General features: G+C 70.9%; 26 protein-coding genes and 4 pseudogenes. 17 read left to right on the forward strand and 13 right to left on the reverse strand.

Annotated features, from left to right (window positions below; genetic code table 11):
- Window positions 1–60 precede the first annotated feature (60 nt).
- Complete coding sequence (locus NLX86_RS04765) at window positions 61–372, forward strand: helix-turn-helix transcriptional regulator (RefSeq protein WP_254370300.1); 312 nt, start codon at window positions 61–63, stop codon at window positions 370–372.
- Window positions 372–1,451, forward strand: a complete 1,080-nt coding sequence (gene arsB, locus NLX86_RS04770; RefSeq protein WP_254370301.1) for an ACR3 family arsenite efflux transporter — start codon at window positions 372–374, stop codon at window positions 1,449–1,451. Before NLX86_RS04765 ends, arsB begins: the two co-directional genes overlap by 1 nt.
- Here arsB and NLX86_RS04775 read toward each other — a convergent pair whose 3' ends face one another.
- Window positions 1,452–1,820, reverse strand: a complete 369-nt coding sequence (locus NLX86_RS04775) for a helix-turn-helix transcriptional regulator (protein ID WP_254370302.1) — start codon at window positions 1,818–1,820, stop codon at window positions 1,452–1,454.
- A 113-nt stretch (window positions 1,821–1,933) separates the two neighbouring features.
- On the opposite strand from NLX86_RS04775, the gene NLX86_RS04780 reads away from it, so the two are divergent.
- Window positions 1,934–3,304, forward strand: coding sequence for an NAD(P)-binding domain-containing protein (locus NLX86_RS04780; RefSeq protein ID WP_254370303.1), 1,371 nt, complete (start codon window positions 1,934–1,936; stop codon window positions 3,302–3,304).
- A gap of 9 nt (window positions 3,305–3,313) precedes the next feature.
- On the opposite strand, the gene pstS is transcribed toward NLX86_RS04780, so the two are convergent.
- Complete coding sequence (gene pstS / locus NLX86_RS04785; protein ID WP_254370304.1) at window positions 3,314–4,429, reverse strand: phosphate ABC transporter substrate-binding protein PstS; 1,116 nt, start codon at window positions 4,427–4,429, stop codon at window positions 3,314–3,316.
- Between the two features lie 236 nt (window positions 4,430–4,665).
- A complete protein-coding gene (locus tag NLX86_RS04790; RefSeq protein ID WP_254370305.1) occupies window positions 4,666–4,959 on the reverse strand; it encodes a hypothetical protein in 294 nt (97 codons plus the stop codon).
- Between the two features lie 132 nt (window positions 4,960–5,091).
- Here NLX86_RS04790 and NLX86_RS04795 point away from each other — a divergent pair.
- Window positions 5,092–5,448, forward strand: a pseudogene (locus NLX86_RS04795) (arsenate reductase family protein); the annotation flags it as partial.
- A gap of 142 nt (window positions 5,449–5,590) precedes the next feature.
- A complete protein-coding gene (locus NLX86_RS04800; RefSeq protein ID WP_254370306.1) occupies window positions 5,591–6,283 on the forward strand; it encodes a septal ring lytic transglycosylase RlpA family protein in 693 nt (230 codons plus the stop codon).
- 11 nt (window positions 6,284–6,294) lie between these two features.
- Here NLX86_RS04800 and NLX86_RS04805 read toward each other — a convergent pair whose 3' ends face one another.
- Window positions 6,295–7,197 carry a DUF1963 domain-containing protein gene (locus NLX86_RS04805; RefSeq protein ID WP_254370307.1) on the reverse strand — a complete coding sequence of 301 codons (903 nt, stop codon included), beginning with the start codon at window positions 7,195–7,197 and terminating at the stop codon, window positions 6,295–6,297.
- A 121-nt stretch (window positions 7,198–7,318) separates the two neighbouring features.
- A complete protein-coding gene (locus tag NLX86_RS04810) occupies window positions 7,319–8,224 on the reverse strand; it encodes a Gfo/Idh/MocA family protein (protein ID WP_254370308.1) in 906 nt (301 codons plus the stop codon).
- Between the two features lie 163 nt (window positions 8,225–8,387).
- On the opposite strand from NLX86_RS04810, the gene glnII reads away from it, so the two are divergent.
- Together glnII and NLX86_RS04825 are read left to right on the forward strand one after the other, a co-directional pair.
- A complete protein-coding gene (gene glnII, locus NLX86_RS04815) occupies window positions 8,388–9,437 on the forward strand; it encodes a glutamine synthetase (RefSeq protein WP_254370309.1) in 1,050 nt (349 codons plus the stop codon).
- Between the two features lie 342 nt (window positions 9,438–9,779).
- On the forward strand, window positions 9,780–10,358 hold the full coding sequence (locus tag NLX86_RS04825; RefSeq protein WP_254370311.1) for a winged helix-turn-helix domain-containing protein: 579 nt from the start codon (window positions 9,780–9,782) through the stop codon (window positions 10,356–10,358).
- A gap of 12 nt (window positions 10,359–10,370) precedes the next feature.
- On the opposite strand, the gene NLX86_RS04830 is transcribed toward NLX86_RS04825, so the two are convergent.
- The 3 genes from NLX86_RS04830 to NLX86_RS04840 all read right to left on the reverse strand — a co-directional run bounded on the left by NLX86_RS04830 (window position 10,371) and on the right by NLX86_RS04840 (window position 13,097).
- Window positions 10,371–10,793 (reverse strand): hypothetical protein, encoded by a 423-nt coding sequence (locus NLX86_RS04830; protein WP_254370312.1) that lies wholly within the window; start codon window positions 10,791–10,793, stop codon window positions 10,371–10,373.
- 163 nt (window positions 10,794–10,956) lie between these two features.
- A complete protein-coding gene (locus tag NLX86_RS04835; protein ID WP_254370313.1) occupies window positions 10,957–12,399 on the reverse strand; it encodes a PepSY domain-containing protein in 1,443 nt (480 codons plus the stop codon).
- Between the two features lie 59 nt (window positions 12,400–12,458).
- The gene (locus NLX86_RS04840; protein ID WP_254370409.1) at window positions 12,459–13,097 is read right to left on the reverse strand and encodes a hypothetical protein; all 639 of its coding nucleotides are present in this window, start codon (window positions 13,095–13,097) and stop codon (window positions 12,459–12,461) included.
- Window positions 13,098–13,380: 283 nt separating this feature from the next.
- On the opposite strand from NLX86_RS04840, the pseudogene NLX86_RS04845 reads away from it, so the two are divergent.
- A pseudogene (locus NLX86_RS04845) lies at window positions 13,381–13,521 on the forward strand (DNA-binding response regulator); the annotation flags it as partial.
- A 161-nt stretch (window positions 13,522–13,682) separates the two neighbouring features.
- Entirely contained in the window at window positions 13,683–15,182 is a 1,500-nt protein-coding gene (locus NLX86_RS04850; protein WP_254370314.1) for a DUF1996 domain-containing protein, read from the forward strand.
- 57 nt (window positions 15,183–15,239) lie between these two features.
- Here the strand turns inward: NLX86_RS04850 and NLX86_RS04855 are convergent, their stop codons facing one another.
- Window positions 15,240–15,710 (reverse strand): hypothetical protein, encoded by a 471-nt coding sequence (locus NLX86_RS04855; RefSeq protein ID WP_254370315.1) that lies wholly within the window; start codon window positions 15,708–15,710, stop codon window positions 15,240–15,242.
- A gap of 104 nt (window positions 15,711–15,814) precedes the next feature.
- Between NLX86_RS04855 and NLX86_RS04860 the strand changes: the two genes are divergently transcribed.
- The 3 genes from NLX86_RS04860 to NLX86_RS04870 all read left to right on the forward strand — a co-directional run bounded on the left by NLX86_RS04860 (window position 15,815) and on the right by NLX86_RS04870 (window position 19,827).
- Window positions 15,815–17,788, forward strand: coding sequence for a hypothetical protein (locus NLX86_RS04860; protein WP_374213831.1), 1,974 nt, complete (start codon window positions 15,815–15,817; stop codon window positions 17,786–17,788).
- A gap of 79 nt (window positions 17,789–17,867) precedes the next feature.
- A complete protein-coding gene (locus NLX86_RS04865) occupies window positions 17,868–18,752 on the forward strand; it encodes a metal-dependent hydrolase (protein WP_254370317.1) in 885 nt (294 codons plus the stop codon).
- Window position 18,753: 1 nt separating this feature from the next.
- Window positions 18,754–19,827, forward strand: a complete 1,074-nt coding sequence (locus tag NLX86_RS04870) for a PDR/VanB family oxidoreductase (protein WP_254370318.1) — start codon at window positions 18,754–18,756, stop codon at window positions 19,825–19,827.
- 153 nt (window positions 19,828–19,980) lie between these two features.
- Here NLX86_RS04870 and NLX86_RS04875 read toward each other — a convergent pair whose 3' ends face one another.
- A complete protein-coding gene (locus NLX86_RS04875; RefSeq protein ID WP_254370319.1) occupies window positions 19,981–20,757 on the reverse strand; it encodes a hypothetical protein in 777 nt (258 codons plus the stop codon).
- A 100-nt stretch (window positions 20,758–20,857) separates the two neighbouring features.
- Between NLX86_RS04875 and NLX86_RS04880 the strand changes: the two genes are divergently transcribed.
- Entirely contained in the window at window positions 20,858–21,580 is a 723-nt protein-coding gene (locus NLX86_RS04880) for a TetR/AcrR family transcriptional regulator (RefSeq protein ID WP_254370320.1), read from the forward strand.
- Window positions 21,581–21,587: 7 nt separating this feature from the next.
- Here the strand turns inward: NLX86_RS04880 and NLX86_RS04885 are convergent, their stop codons facing one another.
- On the reverse strand, window positions 21,588–22,298 hold the full coding sequence (locus NLX86_RS04885) for a DUF4230 domain-containing protein (protein ID WP_254370321.1): 711 nt from the start codon (window positions 22,296–22,298) through the stop codon (window positions 21,588–21,590).
- Between the two features lie 122 nt (window positions 22,299–22,420).
- Between NLX86_RS04885 and NLX86_RS04890 the strand changes: the two genes are divergently transcribed.
- Window positions 22,421–22,948, forward strand: coding sequence for a GNAT family N-acetyltransferase (locus NLX86_RS04890; protein WP_254370322.1), 528 nt, complete (start codon window positions 22,421–22,423; stop codon window positions 22,946–22,948).
- A gap of 36 nt (window positions 22,949–22,984) precedes the next feature.
- Here the strand turns inward: NLX86_RS04890 and NLX86_RS04895 are convergent, their stop codons facing one another.
- On the reverse strand, window positions 22,985–23,455 hold the full coding sequence (locus NLX86_RS04895; protein WP_254370323.1) for a hypothetical protein: 471 nt from the start codon (window positions 23,453–23,455) through the stop codon (window positions 22,985–22,987).
- A gap of 163 nt (window positions 23,456–23,618) precedes the next feature.
- Window positions 23,619–23,765: pseudogene (locus tag NLX86_RS34960) on the reverse strand (helix-turn-helix domain-containing protein); the annotation flags it as partial.
- Between the two features lie 230 nt (window positions 23,766–23,995).
- Here NLX86_RS34960 and NLX86_RS04900 point away from each other — a divergent pair.
- The 3 genes and pseudogenes from NLX86_RS04900 to NLX86_RS34965 all read left to right on the forward strand — a co-directional run.
- A complete protein-coding gene (locus tag NLX86_RS04900) occupies window positions 23,996–24,802 on the forward strand; it encodes a Gfo/Idh/MocA family protein (protein ID WP_254370324.1) in 807 nt (268 codons plus the stop codon).
- Complete coding sequence (locus tag NLX86_RS04905) at window positions 24,772–24,999, forward strand: hypothetical protein (RefSeq protein WP_254370325.1); 228 nt, start codon at window positions 24,772–24,774, stop codon at window positions 24,997–24,999. The genes NLX86_RS04900 and NLX86_RS04905 overlap by 31 nt, the downstream gene beginning before the upstream one ends.
- A pseudogene (locus NLX86_RS34965) lies at window positions 24,996–25,880 on the forward strand (DegT/DnrJ/EryC1/StrS family aminotransferase); the annotation flags it as partial. The gene NLX86_RS04905 and the pseudogene NLX86_RS34965, both read left to right, overlap by 4 nt.
- Window positions 25,881–25,899: the final 19 nt, after the last annotated feature.

Consider the following 25,899-nt stretch of genomic DNA (forward strand, 5'->3'; position numbering starts at 1 on the left):
GGCGGGATTCGCATCAGCACCCGGTGGTGTCAGCCACCACTGATGTGAGAGTATCAGCCCATGATGACGTCAGTCGACACTGACCTGATCCGCGTCCTCGCCGACCCGCTCAGGCTCCGGATCGTGACCCTGCTCGCCCACGAGACGCTCTGCACGACCCACCTGGTCGAGGAAACGGGCGCCCGGCAGACCAACCTCTCGAACCATCTGAGAGTGCTGCGCGAGGCGGGAATCGTCGAGACCGAGCCGTGCGGCCGGTTCACGTACTACCGGCTCAGGCCCGATGTCATCACCCAGCTCGCCGGCCAGTTCACCGGCCTGGCCGAGACCGCCCGTACGACCGCCGAGACCGGCCGGAAGAGAGCCTGTTGATGACCGCCACTCTGACCACTGAACCCGAGTCCGGGGTCGTCGCGAAGTTGTCGACCCTGGACCGTTTTCTGGCCGTGTGGATTCTGCTCGCCATGGGTCTCGGGCTCGGGCTGGGCCGCCTGGTGCCCGGACTGAACGACGCACTCGCCAAGGTCGAGATCGGCGGTATCTCGCTGCCCATCGCCGTCGGGCTGCTGGTCATGATGTATCCGGTCCTGGCCAAGGTCCGCTACGACAGGCTCGACGCGGTCACCGGCGACCGGAAGCTGATGGTCTCGTCGCTGGTCATCAACTGGATCGTCGGTCCCGCCGTGATGTTCGCGCTGGCCTGGATCTTCCTGCCCGACCTGCCGGAGTACCGCACCGGGCTGATCATCGTCGGGCTCGCCCGCTGCATCGCCATGGTGATCATCTGGAACGACCTCGCCTGCGGCGACCGCGAAGCCGCAGCCGTGCTGGTCGCGCTCAACTCCGTCTTCCAGGTCATCGCCTTCGGCGTGCTCGGCTGGTTCTACCTCGACCTGCTGCCCGGCCGGCTCGGCCTCGGCCACGGCGAGCAGCTCGACATCTCCATGTGGAAGATCGCGCTCAACGTCGTCATCTTCCTGGGCGTTCCGCTGCTTGCCGGCTTCCTGACCCGGCGGATCGGCGAGAGGAAGCTCGGCCAGGAGCGGTACCAGAGCACCTTCCTGCCGAAGATCGGGCCCTGGGCCCTGTACGGGCTGCTGTTCACGATCGTCATCCTCTTCGCCCTCCAGGGGAAGACGATCACCTCGCAGCCGCTGGACGTGGCCCGCATCGCGCTGCCGCTGCTGGTCTACTTCGCCGTCATGTGGTTCGGGACGTTCCTGCTCGGCAAGGCCATCGGCCTGGCGTACGACCGCACCGCGACCCTCGCGTTCACCGCGGCCGGCAACAACTTCGAGCTGGCCATCGCGGTCGCCATCGCGACCTTCGGCGTCACCTCCGGCCAGGCCCTGTCCGGTGTCGTCGGCCCGCTCATCGAGGTTCCCGTGCTGGTCGGGCTGGTGTACGTGTCCCTGGCGTGGCGCAGGAAGTTCGCCGCCGCGATCGGCTGATCAGTCGACGTACCGGCCCAGGATGTGGCCCATGGCGGACAGTACGGACGGCTCGACCCGGTAGTACACCCAGGTGCCGCGCCTCTCGGAGCTGAGCAGGCCCGCCTCGCGGAGCTTCTTCAGGTGATGCGAGACGGTCGGCTGGGAGACGCCGACGTCCGAGATGTCGCAGACACAGGCCTCGCCGCCCTCGTGGGAGGCGACCGCGGAGAACAGGCGCAGCCGCACGGGATCGCCGAGCGCCTTGAACATGGCGGCGGTCCGCCCGGCCTCGTCGGCCGTCAGCGGGCGCTCGGTCAGCGGCGGGCAGCACGGGGCCACCTCGGGTTCGACCAGTGGAAGGACCGGAAGCACCTGCGTGTTCGACATACGTCCATGCTGACATATTAATTCGACTTCCGTCTATGTTGACGTCTGTCGAAGTGGATGGCAGGCTGGAAAAACCAGAACATCGACAAACGTCGAAACAAAGGGGAAACAACGTGACTCCGCTCGTTACCGAGGGCCCGAGCGCCGCCGGCCTGCCGGTCGTCGTCGTCGGAGCCGGCCCGATCGGTCTCGCCGCTGCCGCCCACCTCATCGCACGCGGCATCACCCCGCAGGTTCTGGAGGCGGGCCCGCGCGCGGGCAGCGCCGTCCTGGAGTGGTCGCACGTGCGCCTGTTCTCCACCTGGGAAGAGCTCATGGACCCCGCCGCCGAGAAGCTGCTGGCGCCCACCGGCTGGGTCCGCCCGGACGGTACGGCCTACCCCACCGGCGCCGACTGGGCCGAGCAGTACCTCCAGCCGCTGGCGGACGCACTCGGCGACCGCGTCCGCTTCGAAGCGACGGTGACCGGGATCTCCCGCGCCGGACGGGACCGGGTCGTCGACTCCGGCCGCGACGAGCAGCCCTTCACCGTCCACCTCCTCGGCCCGGACGGGACCGAGGAGCGCGTTCTCGCCCGCGCGGTGATCGACGCCTCCGGCACCTGGTCCACCCCCAACCCGCTGGGCGGCGACGGCCTGCGCGCTCTCGGCGAGCGCGTGGCCGCGGACCGGATCACGTACCGCGTCCCCGACCTCAAGGACCAGGTCACACGCGCCCGTTACGCCGGCAGGCGCACCGCCGTTGTCGGAACCGGCGCCTCCGCCTTCACCGCGCTGGCCTCCCTCGCCGACCTGGCCGCGGACACCCCCGGCACGCACGCGGTGTGGGTCCTGCGGCGCGGCATCGGCGGCAACACCTTCGGCGGCGGCGAGGCGGACCAGCTCCCGGCCCGCGGGGCGCTGGGTCTGCGAGCCAAGGCCGCGGTCGAGGCGGGCCACGCCACCGCGGCCACGGGATTCCGTACGGCGGCAGTCGAGAAGGCCGGTGAGCAGCTCGTGCTGGTCGCCGACGACGGCCGCCGGCTCGACCCGGTAGACGAGGTCATCGTGCTGACCGGCTTGCGGCCCGACCTCTCCTTCCTCTCCGAGCTGCGTCTCGTGCTCGACGAGCGCTTGCAGGCCCCGGTGGAACTGGCCCCGCTGATCGACCCGAACGTGCACTCCTGCGGCACCGTCTACCCGCACGGGGTGCGCGAGCTGTCTCACCCGGAGAAGGACGTCTACCTGGTCGGGATGAAGAGCTACGGCCGCGCGCCCACCTTCCTGGCCATGACCGGCTACGAGCAGGTCCGGTCCATCGCCGCCGCGCTCGCCGGTGACCAGGAGGCCGCCGAGCGGGTCGAGTTGACCCTGCCGGAGACCGGTGTCTGCGGCGGCGCGGGCCTGTTCGACGAGCCGGACGCCGCCAAGGCCGACAGCGGCGGCTGCTGCGCCGCTCCGGCCACCCTCCAGATCGGTGCGCCGGCCGCTTCGGGCGGCAGCTGAGGCGAGGCATCAGGTCAGCGTCGGGATGACCTCGCGGACCTTGGCGGCGATGCCGACGGGCAGCGGCGCGTAGTGGAACCCGGACAGGGCCTGCTGGCCCTCCTCGCTCGCCGTGTAGGTCAGGAAGGACTTCAGGGCGGGCAGGGTTTCGGCCTTGTTGCCCCGGTTGCAGACGATTTCGTACGTGACCAGGACGATCGGGTAGGCCCCCTCGGCCTTGGTCGCGTAGTCGAGCTTCAGTGCCAGGTCCCCATCGGTGCCCACCACCTTGGCCGAGCCGATGCCGGCCGACGCGGTCTGCACAGTGGCGGCGACCGGTTCGGCGGCGCCCGTGTCGATCCTGACCGTACTGATGTCGCGTGCGGCGGCGAAGGACAGCTCGAAGTAGCCGATCGCGCCGTCGTTGCCCTCCACCTCCGACGCGACTCCGTCCGAACCGCTGGCGGCCTGGCCGCCCTTGCCCTGCCAGGTCTTCTCCTTCGGGTACGGCCACTGCTCGGGCGCCGCGCCCGCCAGATAGGCGTTGAGGTTCTGCGTGGTCCCGGAGTCGTCCGACCGGTGCACGGCATGGATGGGCAGGGCGGGCAGCGAGGCGCCCGGGTTGAGCTTCTTGATCGCCGGGTCGTCCCACCGGGTGATCTCCGAGTCGAAGATCCTGGCGAGCGTCGGAGCGTCGAGTACCAGGTCGTGCACACCGGAGAGGTGGTAACCGATGGCGATGGTGCCCCCGACCATCGGCAGGTCGATGGCGCGGCCGCCGGGGCAGACCCGCTTGGACTGGTCGGCCTGGCCCGGCTTCAACGCGCTGTCGGAACCGCCGAACGCCGTTTCGCCCAGCAGGAACTGGGCCACGCCCGCGCCGGAGCCCTGGCCCCAGTACGCGATCCGCACGCCCTTGCAGGCCCGCTCGTAGTTCTTGATCCACTGCTTCATCGCGTTCTGCTGAGCGGTGGAACCCGATCCGAGCACCTTGCCCTGGGTGGCGCACTCAATGGTGGAGGCGACGGGCTGCCGGCCGGAGGCCCTGTCGGCGGCCGGACTCTCGTCGTCCACCAGCCCGCACGAGGTGAGGAGCAGCAGCATGCCTGCCGTCGCGATCACACCCGACAGACGTGAGGCCGGCACACGGGACCTGTCACTGCGTCGAAACTGCACCGTCGAGTCTTCCTTCTGAGCGCATGCGGAATTCAGCCGGTCACAACTCCCGACCTGCGCACAGATACTTGCCGATGCCTGGCGCGGTCTCGGCAAACTGCAGGCGAACAACAGGCGTCGCACTGCTGCGGGGTGGGTGGCCGGGTGACTCACCGCTCGCTGTGGCCCGCCACTCCCGCGTACGGGGTGGCGGGCCACAGCCGTGCTCAGCGGCCGTACCGGATCAGGGCACGGACCATCGCGCAGGTGAGGTCGGACGGCGGGTGGATCCCGATCCGGGCCGCCGTGGTGCGGATCTTGCGGTTCGGGGCCATGTCCGGGTGGTAGACGCCGGTGTCGAGCAGGGCTATCGCCAGCCGCATGGCCTTGAGGCGGCGGTTGTGGGTTTCGTACCACTCGCGCGGCCGTCCGGCCGGCAGTGGCTTCTTCTGCAGGGGCTGGTGCTTGGGCTGGTGCCTGGGCTGGTGCTTGGGTTTCGTCGCGAGTGCGGCAGCGGCCATCGGCAGCCTCCTGGGGAGCGGTGTCGGACTCTGTCGAACTGCCTCAATTCTACTGCCGGGCACTGACAAAAGCCGCTGGCCAGGGGCCACTTCACGGCCTGGGGAAGCGGGCTTCGGCGGTATCGTGAGCGGATGGAGATCTGGATCAATCCCGCATGTTCCAAGTGCCGCAGCGCGGTTCAGCTGCTCGATGCGGAGGGGGCCGAGTACACCGTCCGCCGCTATTTGGAGGACGTACCGTCCGAGGACGAGATCCGAGCGGTGCTCGACCGGCTCGGACTCGAACCTTGGGACATCACCCGCACCCAGGAGCCGGCCGCGAAGGAACTCGGCCTGAGGGACTGGCCCCGCGAGGCCGCCGCGCGCGGCCGCTGGATCGCGGCACTCTCGGCGCACCCGAAGCTGATCCAGCGCCCGATCATCACGGCGGACGACGGCAGCGCGGTGGTGGCACGCACGGAGGAGTCGGTACGGGACGCGCTGGGCCGGCAGCCGTTGCTCCGCTCAACCACGGCCGGTGGTAACGAAGTTATTTCAGTGACGGTTGAGACGAACCGGATTCCTACTCGTACGTAACGGCACACGGATCGAAGCCGGCCGAGGTTCACTGGCCGGGGACAGGGAGTCACGCGTGTCGCGTAAGAAGACCCTCAGCCGCAAGAAGAAGGTCGTCCTGCTGATCAGCGCCGCAGCGCTGGCCGGCGGCACAGCGATTGTCATGACCGGGACAAGTCAGGCTTCGGTGGCCTGTGACGGACTGGCCACGGCACTCAGCAACAACGAGAAGTTCATCGCCGGCCAGCGGGCCAACCCGGATGCCCAGTCGGACGCCAGGATCGCCAACCGGCAGGCCGTGATCGAGGAGATCAAGCGAAAGCAGGCCGCGTCCGGCTGTGAAGTCGGCGAGGGCGGCGGCGAGGCGGCCCCGGAGCAGCCCCCGGAGCAGCAGCAGCCCGCGGATCCGGGCGAGGCGGCACCCCCCGCCGAGCCCACCGGGGAGCCGACCGAGGCCGCGCCGCCGGCAGGCGGGAACGAGGGCGGGAACGAAGGCGGGAACCAGGGCGGTGCCGCCGGTGAGGTCGTCTGCGCGGGATCGACCGTCACGCTCTCCGGCGAGGGCGGCGCGCCGGCCGCGTCCAGCAACCAGTTCCCCGTGGGCACCCAGCTGAAGGTCACCAACCTGGACAACAGCAAGTCCACGACCGTGGAGGTCACCTCGGTCTCCGGAAGCTGCGCCCTGCTGAACGACGCGGCCTTCGAGCAGGTCCGCGAGCCCGGCAAGTTCCTGATCCGCAAGGCCCGGATCGAGCGGGTCGGTCAGTAACCCGGCACGGGTCAGGAGCAGTCGAAGCGGTACGCACTCGGCGTTCCGGGACAGTGCGGGCATACGAATATGTAGATCCCGCCCATGTCCCCGAGCATCAGACCGGGCGCGCACTGCAGGCTCATCCGCTCCTCGTACGGCAGATCGAGGACCGTCCCGGACGCGGGGCGGTCCTCCTCCGGCAGCCAGGTCCGCCAGCCGGCGCCGTCGAACTCGACGCTGCCGACCGTCAGCAGATGGTCCATCCGCCGGCCGCACTCCGCGCAGTCCGGCCAGTCGGGGCCCTGGGTCCAGTTCGGATAGCCGCCGGCCTTGATGCCGTCGGCCACGGCGAGGTGGGAGTGGTACTCCAGGCCCGTCTGCCGCTCCAGCTCGTCGAACCGCTCACGCAGTGCCTCGCACAGCTGCTGCGGCAGATCCCAGCTCGGGTACTCAACGACCCGCTCGGGGTGCAGTACGCACGGGTCGGGCACATGGTCGTCGGGCGCCCCGGCGGGGCGCGGCGGATCGCCCAGGACCGGCCCGTCGTACGACGAGGCGCGCCAGTAGAGCCGGGGCTCTGGCGCGCGGTGCGGCTCGTGCTCGAAGGGGCACCACAACACGTGCACCATGTCGCTGCCCGCCGGAAAAGGCAGGTCCGGTACACCCGGTATGTCGGCCGCGTACAACTGCAGTACCGGGACCAGCGGGGCGGGCCCGTCCGCCGGGACGTCGAAGGCGACCGGCAGATGCTCCGCCGCGCAGTACGGCCAGGGCTCCGCGGCCGGCCACAGCAGCGGTCCGCCCACGGAACTGTCCCGCACGCCGGGGGAACCGGCGCGCGGATGCAGCCGTATCGCCTCGTGGCGGTAGGGAACGACCTCGGGGAAGAGCGCTTCCACGTCGACCGGACGTGGTGGTGTGGTGCGCGTCATCGGGGCCTCCGGCGGGTCTCGCGGCTGTGATCGAAGAGTAACCGCGGGCGCTGACAACGCTCCTGGCCCCGTCGACCCTGGCCCCGTCGACCGGCTGCTGCCGGCCTGCCTCGGCCTGACGCTACGTACGCGCTCGCGCCTGCGACTGCTCCTCCGCCTCCGCCAGGACCTCCGTGACCCTCAGTCCGAACCGGAGGTCGCAGGCGTGCGGCACGCCACCGCGGGCGGATTCCAGCAGGGCGTCGACCGCCCGGCCGAAGGCTCCGGGCACGTCGCTCCACTCCGGTAGCACCGCAACGCCCCGCTCGCCCCGGAACTCGATCCCGACCCCCGCCGCCGCCACCGGCGCGCCCAGCCCCATCGTCGCCGTACTGGACGCACCCGAGGCATGCCGCAGGACGAGATGGGTGGTGCCGGCGGGGCCGCCCGCGGCCGTCACACTCGTCACGTCGCCCAGCACCGGCATGAGTACGGACAGCACGTGCGGACCCACGTCCCACAGCCCGCCCTTCTCCCGGCGCCAGGGCGAGCCGGCGTACGGGCTGCTCGCCCCGGCGCCGGGCGCGAAGAGCGCGCCGAGCCATTGCGCCCGGGCCGTGAACCAGCCGTCCGCCGCCGCCTGTTCCGCGATCCAGTCCGCCGAGGGCGTGGCGAAGCGCAGCGTGAAGAAGACGACGGACGCGACGCCGGCCCGTTCCGCCGCGTCGGCGGCCTCGCGGGCGCCCGCCACCGTGGTCGCGACCGGCTTGTCCAGCAGCAGATGGCATCCGGCGGCGGCCGCCGGTACGGCCAAGGCCGCCTGTACGTCCGGCGGCAGCGCGAACGCCACGGCGTCGCAGTCGGCGAAGAGCGCGCTGGTGGTTTCGTACACCTTCACGCCGTACGTCCGGGCGAGCGCGCCCGCCGCCTCGGGGCGGCGCCCCCACACCCCCGCGAACTCGACCGCCGGATGGGCGGCGAGGGCGGGTGCGTGGGTGCGGGCTGCCCAGGGCCCGGTGCCGAGGAGCCCGACACGCAGGGGGTTCATACCGTACGAAGTCATCACCCACCCAGTCTGCCTCCTCCGAAACCTCGGTAACACGGGGTTCACATCCGGGCAACGGACGGGAAATCGCGTGTTGGCACGCTGTATGGCATCACCGCAGCACCCGCAATGACTGCGCCGTAGCGACGCACAAAGGATGAAGCCCGTGACCTTCAAGGCTGAGTACATCTGGATCGACGGCACCGAGCCGACGGCCAAGCTTCGCTCGAAGACGAAGATACTGGTTGGGGGTCCCTCCCAGGCCGAAGGCTCTGGGGGAGGCGCCGAGCTGCCCATCTGGGGCTTCGACGGGTCCAGCACGAACCAGGCCGAGGGCCACGCCTCCGACCGCGTACTGAAGCCGGTCTTCACCTGTCCGGACCCGATCCGCGGCGGCGACAACGTCCTCGTGCTGTGCGAGGTCCTGAACATCGACATGACGCCGCACGAGTCCAACACGCGTGCGCTGCTGCGTCCGGTGGCCGAGCAGTTCGCGGCGCAGGAGCCGATCTTCGGGATCGAGCAGGAGTACACGTTCTTCGACGGCACCCGCCCGCTCGGCTTCCCGGTGGGCGGCTTCCCCGCCGCGCAGGGCGGCTACTACTGCGGTGTCGGCTCGGACGAGATCTTCGGCCGCGAGATCGTCGAGAAGCACCTCGACCACTGCCTCGCGGCGGGTCTGGGCATCTCCGGTATCAACGCCGAGGTCATGCCCGGCCAGTGGGAGTTCCAGGTCGGCCCGCTGGCGCCGCTGGAGGTCGCGGACCAGCTGTGGATCGCGCGCTGGCTGCTCTACCGCATCGCCGAGGACTTCAACGTGTCGGCGACGCTGGACCCGAAGCCGGTGAAGGGCGACTGGAACGGCGCGGGCGCGCACACCAACTTCTCCACGAAGGCGATGCGCGAGGGTTACGACGCGATCATCACCGCGTGCGAGTCGCTGGGCGAGGGCTCGAAGCCGATGGACCACGTCAAGAACTACGGCGCGGGTATCGACGACCGGCTGACCGGTCTGCACGAGACCGCCCCGTGGGACGAGTACAAGTACGGCGTCTCGGACCGTGGCGCCTCGGTCCGTATCCCGTGGCAGGTCGAGGTGGACCAGAAGGGCTACATCGAGGACCGCCGCCCGAACGCGAACGTCGACCCGTACGTCGTGACGCGACTGATCGTCGACACCTGCTGCACCGGCCTGGAGAAGGCCGGCCAGGTCTGACCCGGATCTCTTGATCCGGATCCTCCGACAGCTCGGGGCGGGCGCCCACCGGTCATGGTGGGCGCCCGCCCCGCTGTCAGTGGTTGCGTATCACGGTACGAGAGGGCTCTGCTCCGGTGGCGTTACATCTGCTTCAATGGGGCCATGGTCGGCTACCAGTACATCGCGACGGGTCGCAGCGACCTCGAGCCGTTCTGGCCTTCCCGTCAGCATCACGACTTCGACCGGGTGTGTTGCGGCGCGACGATTGCGCCGGCCCTCTAACACCGCACCGGTCTTCGGCCAGCGCGCACGACGTACGTCTCCTGTCGACGACTCTCCGCGTGAAAGAGCTGACTTCTCATGGCGAACACCCGTTCCTTCTCCGCTGCGACCGCTACCGCCACCGCGACCGCCACCGCCACGCCCACCGCAACCGCGCTGCCCGTCGACCAGAACCGCCACCTGCGTGCCGTGGACCGCGACGAGGTGGCTCATGTCGCGGACTTCCTGCCGCCCGGCGCGACTTGGCTGCCCGCGCCCCAGCACTCCCTGCCCAGCCGCCCGGGCCGGCCGCCGATGATCGGGTACCTGGTGCTCGTACCGGCCGGTGAGTCCCCCGCCGTCGCCGCCGGCGTCGCCGAAGCGGTCACGGGCGGGGACGAGCGGGTACGGATCGACTCCGCCCAGCGCACAGCCGAGGTTGACGGGCAGGTGCTGGACCTGACGTACCTCGAATTCGAGCTGCTCGCCCATCTGGTGGCGCACCCTCACCGGGTGCACACCCGCGACCAGTTGGTGACGACGGTGTGGGGTTACGGGCACGTGGGCGACGGCCGCACCGTCGACGTCCACATCGCCCGGCTGCGCCGCAAGCTGGGCGCCGAGCACCGTGGGACGATCCAGACCGTGCGGCGCGTCGGCTACAAGTACACGCCCTGACCGGGCCGTCCGTCAGCGGACCTGGGCGGCGGCGCTCGCCATGAAGGCGCCGAGCGCGTCGAGACAGCGGGCTTCGTGGTCCAGCAGTTCGGTCCGGCCCGCCGCGTCGCGGACGGCGCCGATGGTGGCGAACGCCGCATCGGCGAGCACCGTGAGAGCGGGGTCTTCCGCAACCAACTGCACCCGGAACCTGGCATGTTCCGCTGCTGCGCCCAAGCGGTCACATTCAGCCAGGGCCGTCGCGTATTCGGCGCCGTGGGGATCGGAGCGGCGACGGAGCCAGAGACCGACCACCGCTCGCTTGAGCTCCGTGATGGCCCCGGCGCAGGCGCTGTAGGCCGTCAGGCGCTCCTGGCGCAGTCGTTCCTGCCGGGCGAAGACCTCGGCGCGCTGGGCGCTGCGGCGCTGGAAGACAAAGGTGCTGATCGAACCCACAGGGTTCCGGTGACGGCGATCAGACTCGCGAGAAGACCTTCCATGCCGCGGATCCCACCACGTTTCGCGTCACCCGGCCACGGGGCCCCCGAGGCATGTGGACTGCGTCCATGTGTCCCGGGGGCCCACGTCGTACCGCGGTCGTACCGCGGTACGACCGCGATCAGGCCGCTTCGCGGGCGCGGATGCGGGCGACGAGCCCCAGCACCACGTCCAGTACCAGGAAGGCCAGCAGGCTGATTCCGAGCAGCGGGACGAACCAGCCGGTCAGCGCGGTCGCCGCCGCCAGCGGCAGCAGGACGGGGACCGGCACCCGGCGCCACGCGCCACGCGGCATCGGCCGGCCCACGCTCAGCCTGCGCTCCTTCGTCGGCCGGCGCAGCCACCACATCCGGTAGCCCCAGATGATCAGCATGATCAGCGCGAGCATGAGGACCGCCAGCGCCAGCTGGTTCGCCAGGCCCAGGAAGACGCCCATGTGGGCGTCGATCCCGAAACGGGTCAGCTTGGCGAGCACGGGGTAGTCGGCGAAGCGCAGTTCGTCCAGCACCTTGCCGTCGGCCGGGTCGACCGCCACCGAGTCCAGGTGGACGGGGAACTGCTTGTCGGTCTCCTTGACGACATATCCGTTGCCCTCGCTCGGCAGGATCACCGAGACCTGGCGGCCGTCGATACCGCTCGCGCGGGCGGCTTCGAGGGCCTTGTCGACGCCGACGTCCTTGCCCTGGTGGGCTCCTCCGCCGGAGCCGCCGCCGTGGCCTTCGTGGCCACCGCCGCCGGCGCCCCCGTCGAGGGCCGCGGAGACCACCGGGCTGGCGCCGCCGAGCTGGTCCTGGACCTTGCCGATGTTCTCGCCGGCGTACCGGGACCAGGTCAGACCGGTGGCGGAGAGCAGCACCAGGCCGATGACCGCCCACAGGCCGACCGAGCCGTGCCAGGACAGCGTCCTGCGGCGGCCGGTGACGCCGCGCTCGGGCACGATCAGGGCCCGCTTCCTGGACCGCTTACGGCCGGCCCGGAGCAGCAGCCCGCCGAGGGCGACCACCCACAGCCAGCTGGCGGCCAGTTCGCTGTAGTAGCGGCCCGTTTCGCCGAGCCGCAGATCACGGTGCAGCTCGTCGAGCCAGGTGCGCAGCGGGAGGGCCCCCGAACTGCCGAAGCTGGTGAGCTCACCCCGTACCTCCGCGGTGTACGGATTGACGAAGACGGCGAGGGACTTGTCCTCGTCGACCTCGGGGGTGGTCATCAGGACGCGGCTGGTCGCGCCGTCCTCGGCCGACGGCCAGACGGCCGTCACCGTGCCCTCGGGGTGGGCGGCGCGGGCGGCCGCGACCTGGGCGTCGAGCGGCTTGGCCGCGTCGCCGACGGGCACCTCCAGCTCATGGCTGTAGATGATCTTCTCCGCCTGGAAGGAGAGGGCGTACAGCAGCCCGCTCACGGCGGCGAGGAGGAGGAGCGGGGCGATGAGGATGCCCGCGTAGAAATGTATGCGCAGTACGAGGGGACGCAGGGTGCTCCACGTCGACGGGCGCGCTTGCCGGTCGGCGGGGGTTGGGGCGGGTTCGGTGGTTTCTTCTGTCCCCTTGACGGGGTCGTCAATGGCCATGGTTGTCCTAGGAGTCGGCGTAGACATGGGGAATCGGCCCCCAGGTCACGCCGCGTGTACTAGGCGGCGGTGGTACGGCCGGGGGCCGTGGCGCGGGTGAACACCCGGGCGGGCGGTCCTCGGCGGGAGAGCGTGTGCGCGAGCAGTACGCCGTGGATGCGGGGCGTCGGCCGGGCCTCCGCGCGGACCAGGTGCGGGGCCTCCGGCACGCGGATGCGGACGGACGAGAGCAGCAGCAGGCGCAGCGGGGCGAACGCGAGTGTGCCGAGGGTGCGGGCCAGCCGGAACGCGGCGGCCTCGCCGCCGGCGAGCCACAGCGCGCAGACGAGGGCGGCGAGGAGGTGGGCGACGAGCATCCCGGCGGAGCTGTGGCTCGCGGCGCCCGTGGTGAGCGTCTCGCTCGCCATGCCGGTGTGGGCGTGCGGCGCGTGCGCGTCCTGGTGCGGCTGCGCCGTGCCGAAGATCAGGTGCAGGGCGCCTTGGACTGCGAGCAGTCCGGCACCGATGGAGGGGATGCCGCGGCGCCGGCCGCCGGCCAGCCAGGCGGCGGTGCCGGTGACGGCGAATGCAGCGAAAAGCGCACCGATCGGTATGTCGTGCGCGGACATGTACGAATGCCCCACCGCGGCCAAAGCCACGCACACTGCCGCGAATACCGCGGCCCGCGTGGCGCGCATCGGCGACCGGGCATCCGTCATGGTGGGCACATGGTGCCATCCTCGCGGGGGCGGTGCGGAGGCCGGGGCGGAAGTAGGCGGGAGCCGCCCGCCGACGCCCGCCGACGCCCGCGCGTGCGTGGGGCAGCCCGCCGCTGCGCGGCGGGGTCTCCCACCCGCCCGCCCGTTCGACGGCGGCGAGGAGCTTCAGGCCCCTCGCCGGGGCAGCCCCTCCGTCGGCGGGTGCGGGTGCGCTGGCACCGCCGCACGCCCCACTGGCCCCCGCAAGGGCCGCCCGCCGACGGCGGCCGCCGGTGCGCTGCCCGCGATCGCGACGCAGCTGTTCATCACGGAGCGGGCGATCGCGAAGCACACCTCCGACATCCTCGCGAAGCCGGCCCTGCCGGTCTCGGACGACGACAACCGGCGGGTGCTGGCGGTACTGGCGTATCTGGACCGGGATTGAGATCAGGCCACCGATACGCGGTACATACGCCCGGTTTGCGGATGGAGATTAGTACGAACTCGGAATTGCTTTGAACAGGGCGTGACGCGGATCCGTATGGAACGTCGCGCTTCTCCCCTGCCGGGCGTCCCCCTACCCCGGCATCGAAGCAGAGGAGTTCCATGGGACACGCATCGCGCAAACGATCAACACTGGCAAACCGGGCAATAGCCGCCTCAGCTGCATTGATTCTGGGCGGAGGTGGGCTGGTCGCGGCCAATGTCTACGCCTCCGCAGGAGAGGGCAAATGGGGCGGCAACCGCCCCCTCCAGGGCGAGAACGCGGGGCAGCAGGTTTCCACCATCGACTGCCCGGAGGTCGCGAATGGGCTGCCTGATGTGCCGCAGCAGTCTCGCGGTGAAGTCGACCGTGAACTGGCGGCGATCGACACTCAGATCACTGACGCCTACAAGCAGTTCGCGGACCAGAAGGAGCAGATCGAAAGAGATCCGAACCTCGGAAAGAACGCCATTCTCGATCCTCTGGAGGACAGGCGTCGCGCCTCCATCGATCGCATAGCCGTCGCGATCGGCCGTTCCGGTCAGCAGCCGGGCAACCTCGAGGGAATGGCCCCCTGCACGCTGCGCGCCGAGGAGAACCAGAACGGACAGGGCCAGGAGAACGGCCAGAACCAGGGCCAGAATCAAGGTCAGGGCGACGGCCAGGACCAGGGTCAGGGCGACGGTCAGGACGGCAACGGCGACGGCGATCAAGGCGGTGAGCAGGAGCAACAGGGCAACGGGCCCAGCCCGGACGACTTTGTCGACATCACGACCGTTCAGCCCAATGTCAAGGCCCCCCGGAAGAAGCGCAACGCCTCCAGGGGCACATTCACCACCGATTGCGGCGTGAATGAGAACGGAAAGTTCAATCCGGACAACGTCATCGTCGCCCCCGGTGTGAGCAATGGCGCGCACCATATGCACGATTACGTCGGCAACCAGGCCAATGACGCCTTCGCGAGCGACGACGACCTGGCGAACGGCGACACGACCTGCCGGAACCAGGGCGACAGGTCCACGTACTACTGGCCCGTCCTGCGACTGCAGAATGGCCAGGACGAGGCCGACGTCAACGACGACGGTGGCGGCAAGGACCAGAATATCGGCGAGATCCAGACGCCGGACCAAGTCACTCTGAAGTTCGTCGGCAGCCCGGCGTCGAAGGTCGTCGCCATGCCGCGCTTTCTCCGGATCATCACCGGGGACGCCAAGGCATTCACCAACGGTGACGCGAACGCGAATGCGTCATGGAGTTGCACCGGGTTCGAGAACCGGCAGCTGAAGGACAAGTACCCGATCTGCCCCGAGGGCAGCAAGGTGGTACGGACTTTCAAGTTCCAGAGCTGCTGGGACGGCCAGAACACCGACAGCGCCAATCACCGTACGCATGTGGCATTCGCGGACGCAAACGGCCGGTGCCAGAATGGGTTCAAGGCGATTCCGCAGCTTCAGCAGCGGATCGTCTACGACGTACCGCCCGGTCCGGGATTCGCGGTCGACTCCTTCCCGGAGCAGCTGCACAAGCCCGCCACCGACCACGGCGACTTCATCAACGTCTTCGACCAGAACGTGATGAAGAAGGTGGTCTCCTGCATCAACGGTGGCCGCAAGTGCACCTGAGCCTCTGACCAGCGGAGGGCGGCGGTGGCCGCCGTCCTCCGCTTTTGGCCTGCGCGGTCAGCTCCCGTGGTGACCGGAGTGCCCGGACTCGTTCCCCCCACTGCCACTGCTCCCCGAGTGGTCCGAGCCCGACTCCACTGTCCCGCCGAGCCGGCCGCGCAGCGTCTTGACCACCTCCGGCTCGCCGACGGCGACCCACTTGCGCCCGACCAGGTACTCACCGCCGTAGTCCTTGGCGCTGTTCAGCCACTCCCGCTGACCCCGGTCCGTGGTGAATGTGGCGAGCACCCAACTGCCGTCTTCCGTCTTGCAGTTGGCCTGCCGCAGTTCCGCCGCCTCCGTCTGGATGTTCGGCTTGCAGTCCGTCTTCGCCGCCAGCTGTTCCAGGCTGCCGGTCGCGGTCTCCGGCGCTTCCTTCTTGGCGTTGTCGCCGCTCTTGCCGTCCGATGTGCCGTCCGAGCTGCAGCCCGTCACCAACGTGAGGGCCAGCACCGCCGCGGCAGCTGCTATGTGGGGGTACTTGCGCATCTGGCCATCGTGCCCCGTGCGCCACTCCCGTGGGGCGCGAATGGACGGATCGCGCGCCCCCGGCGCCGAGGTGACCATCCGACGATTCGCTCGTTTTGCTGAACGTGCCCCCACAGGATGCCGTTACCCGCACCGCACCCGCCCCCATCGACGTCGAGCAGGCCGAGGCCGCACTCGTCGAGCACTACCCGCGGCTGGTGCGGCTCGCCTATCTGGTGCTGCCCCCCACCCTCGGCCGCAACCGGCGGGTACTGACCGCGCACTCCCTCGTCCAGCGCGCGCTGCCCCGCAACCGCTCGGCGGGCACCGCGGCCGACATCCCCGTACCGCGCCCGGAGGCGGCGGACGGGACCGCCGCCGACCCCGGCTATGCGTACGTACGCGGGCGCGTGCTGCGGACCGCGCTGGAAGCCGGGCTTCCGCTCCGGCGGCGGGCGTGGCCCAAGCGGGCACAGCTGCCTCCGCTGCTGCCCCAGGTGTGGGGCCTGCGGTTGTTCCCGCGCTCGGGCGGCGCCGACGAACTCGCCCTGGACCAGCGGCTGTCCACGCTGTCCGGGCCGGGCCGCGCCGCGTTCGCCCTGCGGGGTCTTGAGCACCTGGGGGACGCGGCCGCCGGGCGGGTACTCGCCGCCGCCGGGGTGGCCGACCCGCAGGCGGCCCTGTCCGAGGCCGACCGCATGGACGCCGACGCGGGCCGGACCCCGGCGGGCCGGTCCCCGGCCGCGCTGCTGGACTCCCCCGAGTTCGACCCCTGTTCTCTGCAGGCGCGCCCCACCGACCTGATGCGGCGCAGGCAGCACGCGAAGGCGGCGCTGGCGGCCACGGCCGCGGTGCTGGTGTGCGGCGCGCTGCTGGGGCTGCCCGGGGACGGGTGGGGGCCGGACGGAGCGGCCGCGCCGCCGTACGCCCGCAATCCGGCTTCCGAACAGGCCCTGGACCCCGGCCGGCTGACCCTCGTCGCTCCGACCGCGTGGCGCTCCTCGACGCGTACCGACTTCTCCGTCTGGCCGGCCCGCGGCGACCGCACCAGCGACCGTTCCCTGCTGCGCCGCGCGCTCGCCGTCTGGGCCCGGCCCGGCGCCTCCGTGCAGGTGTCGGCCACCCCCGGCACCCCGGCCGGGCCCCCGCCCGGCCCGCCGCAGCTGCTGTTCGCCGGGGCGGTCGACCAGGCCGTGGTGGTCCTGCTGTACGACGGACTGCGCGTGGTGCGGTACGCGGAGCCCAAGGACGGCGCGGGCGGCGGGGGCGGCGCGGCGCTCGACTTCGCCCGCGCCGACGGGGCGGACGCCGCCACGGCCAACGCCCTGGTAGTGGGCCGTACCGATGGCAACGTCCGCTATCTCACCGCTCCCTGGGTGACCGGAGCGGCGGTACGGGATCTACTGCGGCCCGCCGACACCCCCACCGCGCTGAAGCGGACGGCGGACGGGGTGACCGTACCCGTCGCCGGCCCGGCCCAGGCCCGCGGCTGCGCCGGCTGGAACGCCCTCGAACTGACTGCGGACCGGGACACCCGCCTGATGACCGACCTCGGCGAACTCACCCCGGCGCGGCTGACCTCGGGCCCGCCGTCCGCCCCGCGCGACGTGTCGGGCCGCACCGCGCTCGCCGGCTGGGCACGCACCGCCTGCCTGCTGCCCGCGGTGCGCTCGCACGGCGTACGCAGCGTGAACGCCTGGCAGTACGCGAAACAGCGGCTGCCCGAGTCCAACGGCACCGCCACCTGGCTCTGCACCCGCGCCGAGACCTGGCGGGGCGCGGGCAGCCGGGTGCTGGCACAGTTCCACGCCCCGTCGACCCAGGAGTCGGCGCCCGGAGCGATCGCCGCCCGCGCCGAGGACTCACCGGCGTGCGGGGCGCGCGAGCCGCGGGTCCTTGCGGGCGTGCTGTGGAAGTCGCGGGGCGGGCAGTGGTACGTGCTGGCGGCGGGCAGCGCACAGTTCGCGTCGATCACCACCTCGGGCGGGGTGAACGGCAGCGGCGTGGGCAGCCGGCTCGCCGTACCGGCGGCGGAGGGCGCGCGGGCGGAGCTGAACGGCCGGCTGGCGGACGGCACGGAGGTCGACGCGTTGCGCTAGGTGTGTTCTTCGCGGACCCGGTGAAGAACTCCGTGCACGGGCCTGTTGCCACCGCCTTACTCGTCAGTACATTGACGTCATGTCTAATACGCAACCCGCACCGGTGGCGTCGGAGCGCGTCCCGCTCAAAGCCCGCAAGGTCTCCTTCGCATGGGATGCCACCCCGCTCCACTGGGTCCCAGGCGACCCGTTCACCGCGCACACCATCAACGTGCTGCATCTGCTGCTGCCCGCCGGTGAGCGCTGGTTCGTCCACGTGTACAAGCAGGTCCTGCCGTACATCCACGACGAGCAGCTGCGCGAGGACGTGATCGGCTTCATCGGGCAGGAGGCGATGCACTCCCAGGCCCACAACGACGTACTCCCCCACCTCAAGCGGCTGGGCCTCGACCCGACGCCGTACACCGCGCAGGTCGACTGGCTCTTCGAGAAGCTCCTCGGGGACAGGACCCTCCCGCCGGGGCGGGCGCGCGAGTGGTGGCTGATGGAGCGGGTCGCGATGATCGCCGCGATCGAGCACTACACCGCGTTCCTCGGCGACTGGGTGCTCAACGCGCGCGAGCTGGACCGGCGCGGGGCGGACCCGGTGATGCTGGACCTGCTGCGCTGGCACGGCGCCGAGGAGGTCGAGCACCGGTCCGTTGCCTTCGACCTCTTCATGCATGTGGACGGCGGCTACCGGCGGCGGGCCCGCACCTGGGCCACGGCCTTCTCGGCCCTCGTCTTCCTGTGGCAGCGGGGCGCGCGGTTCTTCATGGAGAACGACCCGACGCTGCCGGCCGGCAAGGCGACCATGACGGCGTTCATCCGCAGCGGCCGCCAGGGCGTCCTGCCCACCACCGGCGCGATGATCCGGTCCATACCCCGCTATCTGAGCCGCAGTTACCACCCCTCGCAGGAGGGCAGCACGGAGCAGGCCGTGGCCTACCTCGCCTCCTCCCCCGCAGCGAACGGCGGTGCCTGACATGCCCCGTATCCGTACCGTGCTGCTGGCAGCGGGAGCCCTCGTACTCACCCGGGGCGCGCTGCGCCGGCGCGTCCGGCGCTCACCCCTGTGGCCGCTGCCGGCCCTGGAGAACCCGGTCTCGGGCCAGGCCCAGGACCATGGCCACGGCAGCACGCGGGGGCTGCGCGTCACCGTGACCGAGCGGACGTCCCCCGCCTCCGGAGTCGTCCAACTCCGCCTCGGAGGTACGGATCTCCCTCCCTGGCAGCCGGGTGCCCATCTGGACCTGGTCCTCCCCTCGGGCCTGGTCCGGCAGTTCTCGCTCTGCGGCGACCCCGCCGAACCGGACAGCTACACCATCGCCACCCGCCTGATCGAGGACGGCCGCGGCGGCTCCCGCGAGGTCCACGAGCAGCTCCACGAAGGCAGCGAGGTGGAGATCCGCGGCCCGCGCAACCGCTTCGCCCTCGTCGACGCCCCCGCGTACGTCTTCGTGGCCGGAGGCATCGGGATCACCCCGGTGCTGCCGATGCTGCGCGCGGCCGAGGCGGCGGGGGCGGACTGGCGGCTGCTGTACTGCGGCCGTACGCGCGCCTCGATGCCGTTCCTCGACGAGGTCGAGAAGCTCGCCGGCCCGGAGCGGATCACGGTCGCGCCCGAGGACGAGGCGGGCCTGCCCGATCTCACGTCGGCGCTCGCCGCGATCCCGGCGGACGCGGCGGTCTACTGCTGCGGCCCGGAAGGCCTGATGGAAGCCGCCGCCCGGGAACTCCCCACCGGCCGCACCCTGCACCTGGAGCGCTTCGCACCCCGCGCACTCACCGACGGGTCGGGCGAGTTCGAGCTGGAACTCCACCGCACCGGCCGCACGCTCACAGTGCCGGCGGACTCCACAGTGCTGGCTGCCGTACGCAAGGAGCTGCCCAACACCCCGTACTCCTGCGAGCAGGGCTTCTGCGGTACCTGCCGGCAGCGCGTCCTGGAGGGCGAGATCGACCACCGCGACGAGCTCCTCACGGACGGGGAACGCGACGACTCGATGCTGATCTGTGTCTCGCGAGCGCGGGGCGGCCGCCTGGTGCTCGACCTCTAGTCCTCCTCCAGTCCTCGCTCTCGTAACTCTGGAACCAGTGGGTGTCGAAGTAGCGGGCCGTCGAGAAGGGGTGCTGCCGCTCGGTGAGCATGCGGTAGATGAACTCGGAGGTCGTGCCGTCGAACCGCACCCACGAGTCGGGGATGTCCTCCGTCACGAGGATGGGCCAGGTGTCGGGGTCGGGGCCCTCGGTGAGCCGGTAGAACTGGTCGGCCTGCTCGGTGCCCGCCCACTCCAGCAGCCCGCCGGGGGCCGGGTGCACCGGTGCACCCCGTACGGCTCCCACATGTCGCTGCCGCGCCTCCTGGCCCACTCGGCCAGCCACTCCGTGTGCCGCACGATGTCCCCGCTCTCGAAGGGGGCATCGGGTATGAGGAGTTCGAGGTAGCCGTCGAACGCGCCGTGCCCGAACAGCTCGACAAGCCGCCTGCAGTCACCGGGCAGCGCGGTCCCGAGCCGGGCCTCGACCGGCGCCCAGTCGACCGTACCCACCCGGGTCGCGTCCCATCCCGTGACGGCGACGATCCCGTCCACCCAGGAGGCGCCCTCCGGCATGTCCGCCATCAGGTCCTCCCGTTCCGTCACCAGCACCACGAGCCGTATGCCGTCGTCGAAACGGGCGGTACCGCAGCCGATCAACCGGCCCCCGTACGCCCATGCGCGCATCTCGACGAGCCGCTCACCGAACGGGGCCAGGAGCGGCAGCCCGGTCCGCGCTGTCACGGTCGGATCGGCGTACCCGCCCATGGCGAGGTTGCGCGGCTTCCCGTACCTTCCGCTGAGCGCCTCCTGGAGCCCGGCGAGGCTGTTCCCGTCCGAAGGCGTCAGGCACACGTGCCCCGCCGGGTGCCCTGCCTCCTCGCACTCCAGATCGCCCGTGCCCGGATGGGCCAAGCGGTGAACGGCCGAGAGGAGTTCCTGTTCGCTCATGACAGCGATTGAAGCGGACGGCACTGACATCGACGTGCGGACGGCAGCCGGTATCGCCCCACGGGGTACTACTGATCAGTCGGTCGGTAGGCTGGCCGGTATGACAACCGGGTTGCGCCGCAGGATGGGCGTGGAGGAGCGACGGCAGCAGCTGATCGGTGTGGCGCTGGAGCTGTTCAGCCACCGCTCCCCCGACGAGGTGTCCATCGATGAGATCGCGGCTGCCGCCGGTATCTCCCGGCCCCTCGTGTACCACTACTTCCCCGGCAAGCTCAGCCTGTACGAGGCCGCGCTGCGGCGGGCCGCCGACGAGCTGGCGAGCCGGTTCGTGGAGCCGCGCGAAGGTCCGCTCGGGGCGAGGTTGCTGCGGGTCATGGGGCGGTTCTTCGACTTCGTCGACGACCACGGGCCCGGCTTCTCCGCGCTGATGCGCGGCGGGCCGGCCGTGGGGTCGTCCACGACGAACGCGATGATCGACGAGGTGCGGCAGGCCGCGTACGAGCAGATCCTGGCCCACCTGGGGGTGACGGACCCGCCCGCCCGCCTCGAACTGGTCGTACGGTCCTGGGTCTCGCTCGCCGAGTCGACCGCCCTGATCTGGCTGGACGGGCGCCGGATACCGCGCGCCGAGCTGGAGTTGCAGCTCGTGCACGACTTCGCGGCGCTGGCCGCGGTGAGTGCGGCGTACGACGCGGAGATGGCGGGCGTACTGCTGGGCATTCTCGCGGAGGAGCCGGCCGACGGGCCGTTCGGCGACCTTGTCGGACGGCTGGTGGCGCTGGCGCCGTCGTTGCCCGCGGTGCCGGTTCAGCGCGTGCCGTAGGTGACCTTCACCCGTAGGTGACCGTCACTCGTTCGAAGCCGAGCGAGTGCAGCAGGCCCTGGAGCATGCTGGTGGTGTTCTTCTCGGCGCGGGCGGCGAGTTCGCTCTCCTCTGCCGCCTCACCGATGTGCTGTGCGGCGAGGCGGTGGACGGCCCGTTCGTCGGCCGGGTTGTCGGAGAAGAAGTCACCGAGCCGGTCCAGGAGCCCCCGCTGCTTGGACACGGCGTACGAACGGTCGGCGTCCAGGGCCGGTTTGCCGAGCTGGGCGTGCGGCAGACGGATGGTGGCCGCGGTCCGGTCCTTGTTGACGGTGACGCTGTTGCCGTCGGCGCGGCCGAGATCGACGTACGCGCCGACGGTGCCGGCGCCCACGTACAACGTCCTGCTGCCGCGGATCGCGTCCGGCAGGAACTTGGCGTCCTTCTCCAGGTCGACGACGACCTGGAAGTTGCCGGAGGCCGCCTCGTAACGGCTCATGTCCTGGATGGACTTCAGGAGCGCCGGGCCGGAGCGGTCGTGGGTCTCCTCGCCGAACACGTCGTCGAGGCCGGGCAGCAGGCTGAGCCTGGTGCCCAGCAGGAGCAGCACCGCGACCACGGCCAGCGCGCCGGGCAGCTTCACCCACCAAGGCAGCCGGCCGCGGCGCCGTGCCGGGCTCGGCCGGGGCTCGGGGGTCTGGTCGGGGCGGTCCGTTCCGGTGGGGCTCGGCGTCGGCATCGCGGCGGTCCTTCCGGGCTACGGACTACGGACTACGGGCTACGGACTACGGACTACGGACTACGGAGGTGACTTCCCTCCCTACGCGTACCCTCCGGATCCCGCCGCAATAATCTCTTTCCATGATCGATTCGCCGAAGATAACGCTCCGCCACACGGCGGATTCCGATGCGGGCACTCTGGTTGCCCTGTACGACCGGGCCGCCCGCTGGATGCGGGACAACTCCATCGACCAGTGGAAGCCCGGCGAGAAGGACTCCGAGCACTTCCGCGAGCGGATGAGAACCGGCGAGGTCTGGCTCGCGGAAGCCGACGGGCGGCCCTGTGCGGCGTACGAACTGTGGTGGTCGGACGAGGCCGCCTGGGGGGTGCAGCCGCCCGTCGCCGGCTATGTGCACCGGCTGATGATCGACCGTACGACCGCGCCGCGCGGTCTCGGCCGCCGGGTGCTCGGCCACGCCGAACTGCGGATCGGGCAAACCGGCCGGGAGTTCGCCCGGCTGGACTGCCTCTCCTCCAACCCCCGGCTGCGTACGTACTACGAGGCCGCCGGCTACCGGGTGGCGGGCGAGCACCCGTCCAAGGAGGCAGCCGACGGCAGTACGTACGCGGTGGTGCTGCTGGAGAAGCGGCTGCCCAGACGCCCCTGACACCCAGTTCCGCGCCGCACCGCCATCAGGCCTGGTTCAGGTGAGGGCGCCGATCCGGGTGGCGAACGTCCGTACCCCGGGGAGGCTGCGGTCGTGGCGCAGCAGGTCGGCGGCCATGTTCCGTACCGAGCCCCGTCGGACTTCCTGCGGTGCCGCCTGCTCAGCGGCCAACAGCGCGAGCTCGGCGACCGACGTTGCCGCCTGCTCGGGATACCCCTCGGCGCCGAGGGCTTGGGCGAGAGCGATCCGGGAAGGCAGGGTGCGAGCGAGGGGGTCGTAGCGGCAGGCGCCGAAGTCCCGGCGGGCGGCGTCCACTGCAGCGGTCACCGTGGCCACGGTGGGGTCCGGTCCGAGGGCGGTACCGGCCTGCTGTCGGTACAGCAGGAGGTCTTCGAGACCGGACAGACTGGGCCGCGCGGAGGCAGCTGGGGCGGGGCCGAGGATCGCGCCGGTGGTGGCACCGGTCAGACCGCGCCAGGAGTTTGCGGCGTCGCAACGGGTCCTCACCCTCTTCACCCAACGGCGGCTCTGTGCCCACCCTAGTAGCGCCGGGCAGTCGGTGAGGAGCGTTCGGACGCGGTATTGCCCGGTCGTGTTGGGAGGCGAGTCCGAGCAGGTGAGGTGGGATGTCCAGTGCGGTGGCCAGCCGCCCAAGGAGGACGACGTCGCGCATCGGCTGTTTGCCGCGCTCCATGCGGGAAATGGAGGCGGCGGTGTAGCCGACGGCCCCGCCGAGCTCGGTCTGAGTGAGGTTGGCCGCGCGGCGGCTCAGCCGGACGATCGCTCCCGCGTCGCTGTGGGCGATGGCCTCTTGCATAGGGGCCGAGCGCCAGATCGGGTGTGCGTGCACGGGCCTCACCTCCTGTCGGGCCGATTGTCCCGTCAACCCGCCTGTGATCACGAGTAGTTGCACGTTGTTTACGCTGTGTGCAAACCGTGTGCGTCCTGCGAGGCCACCCCTGCCGCCACGGGGAGGAATGCGGTGCCCTTCAGGAGCGGGGCAGCCCGGACAGTGGGCTGCCCGCCCCGTAGACGAGGGGTGAGCAGATGAACGTACTCAAGAGGGCCGGTGTGGTCGGGCTCGGAGCCCAGGCCCAGAACGACCACCTGCCGGGGCTGGCCGACTGCCAGTTCGCCGAGCTCGCGGCGGTCTGCGACACCGACCCGGACCAAGTCGCCGCCCAGGCCGAGATCCATGCCGTGCCCGGCTACACCGACCTGACGGCGCTACTTGACCAGGTGAAGCCGGACTTCGTCATCGCCGCGGTGCCGCACCACGCCGGCCGGGAGGTCATCGCGACCTGCGCCGCGGCCGGGGTGCATGTCATGAAGGAGAAGCCGTTCGCCATCAACCCTGCTGAAGCGGCTGAGCTGGCCGCGCTGTGCGCCAACGCGGGCATCGAGCTGATGGTCACCGTGCAGCGGCGTTTCCACCCGATCTACACCGCCGCATTCCAGCTCCTGGAGCAGATCGGCCAGCCCTACCTGGTGGAGGGCCGATACACCTTTCACTGCCCCGACCCGGCCGCCGGCTGGCGAGGCCAGGCACAACTCGCGGGCGGCGGGGCCCTGGCGGACATGGGCTACCACCTGATCGACCTGGTGATCTGGTATCTCGGCCTGCCCGACCGGGTGCTGGCCGACATCTCCGCCGCCGCGGCACCGGGCTCCGACTACGACGCCGAAGACACTGCCCTGGTCCATCTCGCTTACGACAGCGGCCTGTACGGCTCGCTGCTCGTCTCCCGTTCAGCGGGTCCCAAGACTGAACAGCTGACGGTGACCGGGCCGCGTGGGGGGCGGTCGTGGTCGAGCGGGGCAGTGTGCGCCGCCTGGACCCGGCCGGGCATCTGATCGAGTCCCTGACCCGTGAGCCGGCCTGGCCGTGCGCGGCAGCCAGCCAGATCGACTGCTTCTGCCGCGTCCTGGACGGACAGCGCCCCAACCCGTCCGGCCCCGCTGCGCATCTGCCGCACACCGCTTTCCTGGCCGCCGCGTACGGCTCTCAGGCCGCGGCCCGCACCTGCCATCCGAAGGAGTTCCTGGCATGACCGACTCCCCACTCGCGCTGCTGGGCGGGCCGCCGCTGATCTCCACGCCCGGCCCGCACTTCACCTGGCCGCCGATCACCGAGACGGACACCTCGGCGGTGACCGGTCAGCTGATCGAGGCTGTGTCCATCCCGGACCGTTCCGGGATCGTCGCAAACCTGGAGGACGCGCTGGCGTCCTGGCTCGGCGTACGTCACGTGGTCACCACCTGCACCGGCACGGCGGCACTGCACTCGATGTACGTCGCGGCCGGGATTGGACCGGGCGATGAGGTGATCGTCCCGGCGCTCACCTTCCATGCCACGGCGACACCGCTGTTCCACCTCGGAGCCCGTCCCGTCATCGCCGACGTTGACGAGTCGGGGCAGCTCGACCTTCATGACGCCGAGCGCCGGATCACGCCGAGGACAAAGGCGATGGTCGCCGTCCACCTCTGGGGCATCCCGGAGGACATGGACGCTCTGGCCGCCTTCGCGATCAGCCGTGGCCTGATGCTGCTGGAAGACGGCTCGCACGCACACGGCGCCGCCTGGAACGGGCAGCCGGTCGGCTCCTTCGGCCGCGCCGCAGCGTTCAGCCTGAACGGGCCCAAACCGTTGTCTGCCGGGGAGGGTGGCTTCGTTGCCACTGACGACTCCGAGTTGTACTACCGGGTGCTCCTGCACGGCCAGTACAACAAACGGTGCCGTCGCGAGATCCCCGCCGACCACGCCCTCGCCCCGTACGCGGTCACCGGCATGGGCCTCAAGTTGCGTATCCACCCGCTCGCCGCCGCCCTCGCCCGCGCTCAGCTGCCCCGACTGGCGGGCCACCTGGCCGGGCGGACGGACGTCGCAGCACGGATGTGCACGGCCCTGGAGGGGGTGGCCGGCATCCATGTGCCACAGGTCAACGGCCGGG

The sequence above is a fragment of the Streptomyces sp. A3M-1-3 genome, from assembly GCF_024213665.1.
Classification (GTDB): domain Bacteria; phylum Actinomycetota; class Actinomycetes; order Streptomycetales; family Streptomycetaceae; genus Streptomyces.

Excerpts from the sequence above, each read along its gene's own strand:
- NLX86_RS04765 (WP_254370300.1), top strand. The coding sequence starts at position 61 with ATGATGACGTCAGTCGACACTGACCTGATCCGCGTCCTCGCCGACCCG.
- arsB (WP_254370301.1), top strand. The coding sequence starts at position 372 with ATGACCGCCACTCTGACCACTGAACCCGAGTCCGGGGTCGTCGCGAAG.
- NLX86_RS04775 (WP_254370302.1), bottom strand. The coding sequence starts at position 1,820 with ATGTCGAACACGCAGGTGCTTCCGGTCCTTCCACTGGTCGAACCCGAG.
- NLX86_RS04790 (WP_254370305.1), bottom strand. The coding sequence starts at position 4,959 with ATGGCCGCTGCCGCACTCGCGACGAAACCCAAGCACCAGCCCAGGCAC.
- NLX86_RS04805 (WP_254370307.1), bottom strand. The coding sequence starts at position 7,197 with ATGACGCGCACCACACCACCACGTCCGGTCGACGTGGAAGCGCTCTTC.
- NLX86_RS04810 (WP_254370308.1), bottom strand. The coding sequence starts at position 8,224 with ATGAACCCCCTGCGTGTCGGGCTCCTCGGCACCGGGCCCTGGGCAGCC.
- NLX86_RS04825 (WP_254370311.1), top strand. The coding sequence starts at position 9,780 with ATGGCGAACACCCGTTCCTTCTCCGCTGCGACCGCTACCGCCACCGCG.
- NLX86_RS04835 (WP_254370313.1), bottom strand. The coding sequence starts at position 12,399 with ATGGCCATTGACGACCCCGTCAAGGGGACAGAAGAAACCACCGAACCC.
- NLX86_RS04840 (WP_254370409.1), bottom strand. The coding sequence starts at position 13,097 with ATGACGGATGCCCGGTCGCCGATGCGCGCCACGCGGGCCGCGGTATTC.
- NLX86_RS04850 (WP_254370314.1), top strand. The coding sequence starts at position 13,683 with ATGGGACACGCATCGCGCAAACGATCAACACTGGCAAACCGGGCAATA.
- NLX86_RS04855 (WP_254370315.1), bottom strand. The coding sequence starts at position 15,710 with ATGCGCAAGTACCCCCACATAGCAGCTGCCGCGGCGGTGCTGGCCCTC.
- NLX86_RS04865 (WP_254370317.1), top strand. The coding sequence starts at position 17,868 with ATGTCTAATACGCAACCCGCACCGGTGGCGTCGGAGCGCGTCCCGCTC.
- NLX86_RS04870 (WP_254370318.1), top strand. The coding sequence starts at position 18,754 with ATGCCCCGTATCCGTACCGTGCTGCTGGCAGCGGGAGCCCTCGTACTC.
- NLX86_RS04875 (WP_254370319.1), bottom strand. The coding sequence starts at position 20,757 with ATGAGCGAACAGGAACTCCTCTCGGCCGTTCACCGCTTGGCCCATCCG.
- NLX86_RS04880 (WP_254370320.1), top strand. The coding sequence starts at position 20,858 with ATGACAACCGGGTTGCGCCGCAGGATGGGCGTGGAGGAGCGACGGCAG.
- NLX86_RS04885 (WP_254370321.1), bottom strand. The coding sequence starts at position 22,298 with ATGCCGACGCCGAGCCCCACCGGAACGGACCGCCCCGACCAGACCCCC.
- NLX86_RS04890 (WP_254370322.1), top strand. The coding sequence starts at position 22,421 with ATGATCGATTCGCCGAAGATAACGCTCCGCCACACGGCGGATTCCGAT.
- NLX86_RS04900 (WP_254370324.1), top strand. The coding sequence starts at position 23,996 with ATGAACGTACTCAAGAGGGCCGGTGTGGTCGGGCTCGGAGCCCAGGCC.